The organism is Caulobacter sp. D5, from assembly GCF_003185805.1.
Taxonomy (GTDB): Bacteria; Pseudomonadota; Alphaproteobacteria; order Caulobacterales; family Caulobacteraceae; genus Caulobacter.
This window is the reverse complement of sequence record NZ_QHJY01000369.1, coordinates 1-7521: the sequence shown is the minus strand read 5'-3', so window position 1 is coordinate 7521 and position 7521 is coordinate 1. Positions and strand designations below refer to the sequence as shown.

Genomic DNA, 7521 nt, shown 5'->3' with positions numbered 1-7521 from the left:
CCTGGGAAGAGTTCTAAGTCGCCAGGCCTGATCAGAAACAAGCCTCCTCCCGACTGGGAGGGGGCTTTTTCTTTGCCTGAAGCTCAGCCCTCCAGCAGCGCCTTCAAGGTCTGCAGGTCGCGGGTCACCGCCTCGGCGTCGCGTTCGAAGGCGGCGTCGTCCATGCCGGGCAGGCGGAAGAGGGTCAGGGTGACCTCGGCGCCGTCGCCGTTGGCCACCACGCGCAGGGGGACGGAGACCTCGGTCCCGTCGGCCAGGGTCACCCAGTGGTCGAGGACGCCGTAGGGATTGTCGGGCGAGAAGCGCACGCGAGCCTCGCCCTCGGGCGTGTCGACGATCCAGACGTCGGGCTCGGCGGAGGCGCGCAGGCCGCCGCCCAGGCCCGCGGCCCATTCGGGCATGGCCTGCGGACGTCGGGCGTAGTCATAGACGTCGGCGGCCGTTCGGGCGACGCCGATGGAGATCGGACGGCAGGGATTCAGGGGCATGGACATCTCGCGGCCAGGCGGCGCGCGAGCTCTCCGCGCCGAAGGGTCAGGAAAGGGCTGTGGCCAGGGCGATGACGCCGGCCCAGAGGCCGAGGCTGGCGCCGACGATCGCGACGCGCTCCCAACGGATCCGGCGGCGGGGCGACGCCGTCTGGTGGCGCGCCTCCAGGCTGATATAGGCCATGGCTTCCTCCTCCGTCTCTATTCTCCCTGGGGGAGGGAGCGGACGGTTTCATTTGAGACGATCTCCTGGGTTGCAACGCTTGGCAAGCGCGAACGGCGCCGTGGAGTGACAAAAATGTGTGTTTTCATACATGGGCTTGTGTCGGCGGGCCGACCCATCCCCTAGATCGAGCCCGTTCCGTGGTACGGACGGCCGATCAGCTGGTCCTCGTCACCCTCCCAGGCCTCGTCGTCCGGCATCGAGACATTGGCCTCCCAGTGCTCGGCCTGGCTGCTGCCCGAGCCGCTGTCGGTATGGCGGACGATCTCGTCGATGTCGTGGGCGCTGCGCGGGGCCGCGCCGGGGATCGCGACCGGCTCGACGGGGCTCAGCGCGTCGTTCTGGAAGTCGACGTGCTGCGGATAGAAGGCCAGCCGCCCGGCGATGCGGTCCATGCCCTGCAAGGGAGACTCGTAGGACCAGACGGCGTCCTCGATGATCTGCCGGTCGCGATAGATCGTGTAGTAGGTCGCCTGGCCCTTGTAGGGGCAGCGGGTGGTCTTGTCGGACTTGCGCAGGAAGGCCATGGCCACGTCGCCGCGCGGGAAGTAGCGGACCGGCGGATAGTCGGCCTCGCGGAGCACCAGGACGTCGTCGCTGTCGGCGATCTCGTGGCCTTCGAACAGCACCCGCACGCGGCCGCTCTCACGGGCGCAGGTGATCGGATGGTCGGGATTTGACGATTGCATGCGCGTTCCCCAGTCGTTGCGGGTGTCGTTGCGGAACCTGTCGCCAATGAAACGCGCGGAGCGGGGCAAGCGCTCCCTTCCGGCAAGCCTTTGCTTGTGAAACGGAAAGCCGCGTGATCTTCTCCCCGCGAACTGGGGAGGGAAGGGCGAAACGACCGTTGGTGTCGCCCTATCTGACTTGAATACAGTCAAGGTCGAGAATGAATAGCATTGTCATTGTTATTGGCGTGCTCGTCACGTTATTGACGGGTCTGCCGGTATTCCTGCAGCTTATCAAAGAGCACCCCAAGGGGCTGATCATCCTGTTTTTCGCCGAGATGTGGGAGCGCTTCTCCTACTACGGCATGCGGGCGATCCTGATCTTCTATCTGACGCAACATTTCCTGTTCGAGCCGAAGGTGGCCAACGCCCACTATGGGTCCTACACCTCGCTCGTCTACCTGCTGCCGCTGATCGGCGGCTTCCTGGCCGACAAGTGGCTGGGCACGCGCAAGGCCGTCGCCTTCGGCGCCCTGCTGCTGGTGGCCGGCCACCTGACCATGGCGGTCGAGGGCAAGCCGGCGACCCAGACCCTGGCCTATGCGGGCCAGACCTACGAATTCCAGGCCGAAGGCCGCGGCGACGACCGCGTGGCGCGCCTGATCGTGGCGGGCAAGCCCTACGACATCTCGGCCAACAAGGCCGGCGACTTCGAGATCAAGAACCTGGCGGCCGACGCGCCGCTGCCGGCCGTGCTGCCCAAGGGCCAGTACAAGCTGGGCGTCGAGGGCCGTGACCCGACCTATCTCAACATCTTCTGGCTGGCCCTGTCGCTGATCATCGTCGGCGTCGGCTTCCTGAAGCCCAACATCTCGACCATCGTCGGCCAGCTCTACCCGCAGGGCGATCCGCGCCGGGATCCGGGCTTCACCCTCTACTACTACGGCATCAACCTGGGTTCGTTCTGGGCCTCGCTGCTGTGCGGCTATCTGGGCGTCAAGGTCGGCTGGTGGGCCGGCTTCGGCCTGGCCGGGATCGGCATGCTGGCCGGCTTCGTCGTCTTCGTGCTGGGCAAGCCGCTGCTGATGGGCAAGGGCGAGGCGCCCGACGCCAAGGCGCTGAAGCAGAACGTCGCCGGCCCGCTGAGCCGCGAGCACCTGATCTACCTGGTGTCGCTGCTGGCGGTGGGCGTGGTGTTCTTCCTGGTCCAGCGCAGCGCCATCGTCGGCGTGACCCTGACCCTGGGGATGATCGGCTCGATCGGCTACATCGTCTGGTTCATGTTCGCCAAGGTCGGCAAGGTCGAGCGCGAGCGTCTGGCCCTGGCCATGTTCCTGATCTTCGGCGCGGTGGTGTTCTGGACCCTGTTCGAGCAGGCCGGCTCGTCGCTGAACCTGTTCGCGGCCACCAACGTCAACCTGAACCTGACGTCGGCGCCGATCCACCTGTTCGGAAGCGCGGTGACCATCGCCACTCCGGGCCAGCTGAAGGCGGCGGGTCTCGACCCGGCCTCGACCTTCTGGATCGACTCCAGCTTCAACGCCGCCCAGACCCAGGCCCTGAACGCCGGCTGGATCCTGATCTTCGCCCCGGTGTTCGCGGCCCTGTGGACCTTCCTGGGCCGTCGCGGCAAGGATCCCAACCCGGTCGTCAAGTTCGGCCTGGCGCTGCTTCAGGTCGGTTTGGGCTTCCTGGTGCTGCAGTGGGGCTCGACCTTCGCCGACGGCGCCTTCCGCATGCCGCTGTTCTTCCTGGTGCTGATGTACATGCTGCACACCACCGGCGAGCTGTGCATGTCGCCGGTCGGCCTGTCGCAGATGACCAAGCTGTCGCCGGCCTCGATGGTGTCGTTCGTCATGGCCGTGTGGTTCATGGCCGTGGCCATCGCCCAGTATGTCGGCGGCTTCATCGCCGGCCTGACGACGGTGGAAACCGTCGGCGGCCAGGTGCTGGACCCCGAGGCGGCGCTGCGCACCTCGCTGCAGGTGTTCAACGTCATCGGCCTGATCGCCGCCGGCATCGGCGTGATCTTCCTGCTGCTGTCGCCCTTCCTCAAGAAATGGTCGCACGGCTCGGACGAGCATCACGCAGCCCCGGTCGACACCGCGACGGCCGCCGACTGAGGCGGACGCCAGTCCTGACGACGAGGGCCCCGGAGCGATCCGGGGCCTTTTTCTTTGCGCGCTGTCTGGTTTCGCACAGCCGCCGATACGCGCGGTGCGCGTAATCCCGCCGATGCAATTTCAAGGCTGCCCCATGGTGCGTCCAGGGGGCGCCAAGGGGGAGGCGGCGATGGGAACGACCTATACGATCTTCGGCGCGGGTCCGGCGGGGCTCTATACGGCCTGGCGGCTGGTCACCGGCGGCAAGGCCGTCGCGGGCGACACCATCCAGCTCTACGAGTGGGGCGACTACGCCTTCGACGGGCCGGGCTCGGGCACGCGCCTGCCTGCGGGGCGCATCGTCACCCACTTCTGCTTCGACGATCCCAAGCAGTCCTACATCGAGGCGGGCGGCATGCGCTTCATCGAGTGGGACGGAACCCAGGGCCACCAACTGGTCACCCTGACCATCCAGGCGCTGGGCCTGTCGGACAAGGTCATCGACTTCAACACCACCGACAACCCGCTGCTGTTCCTGCGCGAGGAGCACATCTACCAGAACGACCTGGCGACCCATCCCGCGCCCTACAACACACCGGGCAACAACGAGCAGCCGGCCGCCACCCTGTTCTCGAACATCTCGGCGCTGATCACCGGCAATGCGCCGGTCTCGACCCGGACCCAGCAGTGCGCCTTCTACGGCTCGGGCCGGCTGCCGGACACCTTCAACTCGTTCGTCTATCCGCCGGGCGCGATCGCCGGCAACATCGGCTACTGGAACGTCTTCTACGACCAGGCCGGCAACGAGGGCTACGAGTACGCCGCCGACGCCGGCGGCTACACCTCCAACGTCATCAACTGGAACGCCGCCAACGCCGCCGTCTACAACGGCGAATTCGCGCCGGGCGGGGCGTTCAAGACGGTGAACGGCGGCTACTCCCAGGTCTTCGTCCAGCTCTACCAGCAGGCCCTTGCGGCGGCGCGGGAGGCGGGGGTGGACCTCGTCCTGACCCAGCGCACCCGCCTGCACTCGGTGTGGCTGGAGGACGACGTGGTCAACTATCGCCTGGCCAGCGCCGAGAACCCCTTCAAGGGCGGCGAGGTGCAGACCACGCAGAACGCCTTCCTGGCCATGCCGCCGGCCTCGCTGGATCTCGTGGCCGAGGCCACGCGCTACGCCGACATGCCGGCCGGGACGCTCGACATCCTCAACGCCGAGGGTGTGCAGCTCTACATGGACGGAGTGATCCGCCAGCCGTCGATGCGGGTGATGCTGTTCTTCGACCGTCCGTGGTGGACCGACGCCGACGTGCCCTATCCGCCGGACCTGTCGGGCAAGGACAACGTTTTCGGCCCGACCATCACCGACCTGCCGCTGCGCCAGGTCTACTACTTCGGGAACAACAGCCAGGGGACCGACAACCCCATGTACGGCGTCCTCGCCTCCTATGACGACATGCAGTACGTGCAGTTCTGGCAGGAGCTGGAGATCGGCGTGGGCGAGCGCCGCAAGGTGCCGATCGACCAGGACTACCAGGTGCTGTTCGGGCCGCGGAAGGCGACCGACACCATGATCCGCATGGTGCTGCTGGAACTGGCCAAGGTGCACTGGGGCGACCCCAACGCCGCCCACCAGATCCCCTGGCCGGTGGAGTCGATCTTCGACGACTTCTCGCTCAATCCGTTCGGGGCCGGATATCACGCCTGGGCCGCCCACTACGACATCTGCGACGTGATGCAGAAGATCCGCCAGCCGACGGGCCTGGTCCCCGGCGCCACGGCGGCCAACCTGTTCATCATCGGCGAGGCCTATTCCAACGACCAGGCCTGGGTCGAGGGCGCCTTCTGCACGGCGGAGTCGGTGTTGGTGCAGTACTACGGCATGACCACCATCGCCGACACGACCAACTACCCGCTGATCTGCGCCTGCTAGGGACGGAGACTAGGCGGTGGCTTCGGCCGCCGCCGCGTCCTTCAGCGCCTGGACCTTGGGTTGGCGCGCCGCGACCAGGAACGACAGGGCGATGGCCACCACGCCGATCAGGGCGGTGTAGATGAAGAAGGCGATGTAGCCCGCGCCCATGGCCGCGCCGCTGACGTTCAGCTTGGCGCCGGCGGCGGCGAAGGTCTCGGGCGGCAGGCGGGCGAACAGGGCCTTCAGCGCGCCCAGCGGCCCGCCGTGCTCGGCGGCGACCGCCGAGGCCTCGACGATGCGGCCCGACTGCGAGGCCACCAGCTTGCCCGGCAGGGCGTAGAGCGACGAGAACAGCGCATACTGGGTGGCCGTGAAGCCGGCGCTGGTCAGGCTCGACATGTAGGCGATCAGCGCCGTGCCGGCGATGCCGCCGCAGATGTTGTCCAGGCAGATGCTGGTGAACAGCATCGGCACGCTGTGGCCGCTGACGGCCAGGACGGCGAAGCCCAGATTGCTGATCGGCTGGGCGAAGGCGCCGATGATCAGCGCCTTCATCAGGCCGAAGCGGGCGACGATGACGCCGCCCAGGAACACGCCGATCATCGAGGCGATGATGCCGAACACCTTGCGGATCTCGGCGATCTCGGTGAGCGAGAAGCCGAGGTCGCGGTAGAACGGGTTCATGATGTTGAGCACGAAGTCCGAGACCCGGTAGACGCAGATCGCCGCCAGGATCAGGCCGGCCACGCCGGAGAAGCGGGTCGTGAACTCCTTCAGCGGCTCGCCGAAGGCCTTGGACATGTAGACGCCCGGCTTGGTGCGCAGGCCGGGGATCGGCCAGGCGGCGATCACGATGACGCCCAGGCCGACCAGGGCGCCGGTCAGCTGCAGCCAGACGCCGTTGGGCTTGGCGGTCCAGGCGTCGGCCAGGGCCTCGCCCCCGACCAGCTTCGACAGCAGGCCGGCGTCGCCGGCCAGTCCCGAGCCCAGGATCAGGGCGCCCAGGGCGATGATCGCCAGGCGCAGCAGCCATTCGACCACGACCAGGGCCTGGGGCTGGGCGACGTCGTCGGTGTGGATCGGACGGATGGTGTGGGCGGCCTCGCGCGGAGCCCACAGGGTCGCGCCGACGCCGATCAGCACGGCCAGAGCCATCAGGGCGTAGGAGAAGTTCCAGCCGAAGCGCTCGGCCAGGAGCAGCGGCACGGCGCCGGCCATGACCATGGCCCCGCGATAGCCCCACTGCACGGCCACGGCCATCGGGCCCTGGCGCTCGGCGTCGGCCACTTCGATGCGCCAGGCGTCGATGACGATATCCTGACTGGCGGTCAGAAAGCCGGTCAGCACGGCCAGGGCGGCCAGCAAGCCCAGATTGGTCGCCGGGTTCAAGGTCGAGATGGCCCAGAGGCCCAGCATGATCCCGGCCTGGCAGACCAGCATCCAGGCGCGGCGGTGGCCCAGCAGACCATGCAGGACAGGGATCCTGGTCCGGTCGATCAGCGGCGCCCACAGGAACTTCAGCGAGAACGACAGGGTGGCCAGGCTGAAGAAGCCGATCACCGACAGCGACAGGCCAGCGTCGCGCAGCCACAGCGACAGGGTGTCGAAGATCAGCATGTAGGGCAGGCCCGACGCAAAGCCGAGGCCGAGCAGGGCCAGCGCGCGCCGCTCGCCGAACACGGACAGGGCGCCGAGCAGGCTCTTCTTGGGCGGCGCCGCGGTCGGCGTGCTGTCCTGGCTCATGCGGTCTTCCCCCGAGGCGACGGGAAAACCGCCGTCAGCGGGCGACCTTGGCGCGCGTCGCGACGTTCGTCCAGCGGCGCGGGCGGTCGGGGCCGGTCCAGCGCGACAGCGCCTCGCGCAGGGCGGCCGGCGTCAGGGGCTTGACGAGAAAGTCGTCCATGCCGGCCAGCAGGCACTGGCGACGGTCTTCGTCGAAGGCGTCGGCGGTCAGGGCCAGGATCGGGGTGTCGACGCCCTTGCCGCGAACGGCGCGGGTGGCCTCCAGGCCGTTGAGGCCGGGCATGCGCAGGTCCATGAAGACCAGATCGTAGGTCCCGCGCGACAGGGCGGCCACGGCCTCGTCGCCGCTGGCGATGCGGTCGACCGTGCAGCCTTCGCGCTC

The 7521-nt window shown here is 67.9% G+C and carries 7 protein-coding genes; 2 read left to right on the top strand and 5 right to left on the bottom strand.

Annotated elements, in window-relative coordinates; translation table 11 throughout:
* Positions 1-83: 83 nt before the first annotated feature.
* The 3 genes from DMC18_RS21115 to DMC18_RS21110 form a co-directional block, all read right to left on the bottom strand.
* Positions 84-488 carry an SRPBCC family protein gene (locus DMC18_RS21115; RefSeq protein WP_110120587.1) on the bottom strand — a complete coding sequence of 135 codons (405 nt, stop codon included), beginning with the start codon at positions 486-488 and terminating at the stop codon, positions 84-86.
* Between the two features lie 46 nt (positions 489-534).
* Positions 535-672, bottom strand: coding sequence for a hypothetical protein (locus tag DMC18_RS26680; RefSeq protein ID WP_199228522.1), 138 nt, complete (start codon positions 670-672; stop codon positions 535-537).
* Positions 673-833: 161 nt separating this feature from the next.
* Positions 834-1400 carry a DUF427 domain-containing protein gene (locus tag DMC18_RS21110; protein ID WP_110120586.1) on the bottom strand — a complete coding sequence of 189 codons (567 nt, stop codon included), beginning with the start codon at positions 1398-1400 and terminating at the stop codon, positions 834-836.
* A gap of 200 nt (positions 1401-1600) precedes the next feature.
* On the opposite strand from DMC18_RS21110, the gene DMC18_RS21105 reads away from it, so the two are divergent.
* Together DMC18_RS21105 and DMC18_RS21100 are read left to right on the top strand one after the other, a co-directional pair.
* The gene (locus DMC18_RS21105; RefSeq protein WP_110120585.1) at positions 1601-3502 is read left to right on the top strand and encodes a peptide MFS transporter; all 1902 of its coding nucleotides are present in this window, start codon (positions 1601-1603) and stop codon (positions 3500-3502) included.
* Between the two features lie 169 nt (positions 3503-3671).
* Complete coding sequence (locus DMC18_RS21100; protein ID WP_110120584.1) at positions 3672-5414, top strand: hypothetical protein; 1743 nt, start codon at positions 3672-3674, stop codon at positions 5412-5414.
* 9 nt (positions 5415-5423) lie between these two features.
* On the opposite strand, the gene DMC18_RS21095 is transcribed toward DMC18_RS21100, so the two are convergent.
* Both DMC18_RS21095 and DMC18_RS21090 read right to left on the bottom strand, forming a co-directional pair.
* Positions 5424-7139 (bottom strand): MFS transporter, encoded by a 1716-nt coding sequence (locus tag DMC18_RS21095; RefSeq protein WP_110120583.1) that lies wholly within the window; start codon positions 7137-7139, stop codon positions 5424-5426.
* Positions 7140-7173: 34 nt separating this feature from the next.
* Positions 7174-7521, bottom strand: a 348-nt coding sequence (locus DMC18_RS21090; RefSeq protein WP_146218156.1) for a response regulator, incomplete at its 5' end; no start/stop codon positions are given.